The sequence below is a fragment of the Bradyrhizobium sp. Kon69 genome (genome assembly GCF_055807515.1).
Genome location: NZ_JBVVOS010000146.1, coordinates 1 through 382 on the forward strand (window position 1 = coordinate 1; position 382 = coordinate 382).

At 62.0% G+C, this 382-nt stretch carries 1 protein-coding gene; it reads right to left on the reverse strand.

Annotated elements, in window-relative coordinates:
- Nucleotides 1-382 (reverse strand): flavin monoamine oxidase family protein (locus tag AC0L3U_RS38615; RefSeq protein WP_473364992.1); only part of this gene is annotated, 382 nt, incomplete at both ends.

The following is a 382-nucleotide window of genomic DNA, read 5'->3' on the forward strand; positions in this document are numbered from 1 at the left end:
TTCCAGGAAGTCGCTGACGCCTGGAACAACACCGGCAGGTCGGAGAGCTTTTGCGCGTAGTGCGTCTGGCCTTCCAGATCAATAACGGTGCTGCCGGATGCCGGCGTCAGCGGGTTGGGAAAGGGTTTGGTTTCCAGGCCCAGCTTGTCCACGTAGTGATAGAAAGCGGTGGACGATACCGGAAAGCGCATCCCACCCAGCTCGGCGATGATGCCTTCGGCGCCTTCGAAAGCCTGGGAACGCAGGCGACCGCCCATTTTCGAGGCTTCGTAGACCACCGGCTTCAAGCCCAGCTTCATCAGCTCGTAGGCAGCCACCAGCCCGGCAATGCCTGCGCCCACGATCGCCACTTCGGCGCCGTGGTTGGCGGCAGGAATGCTAC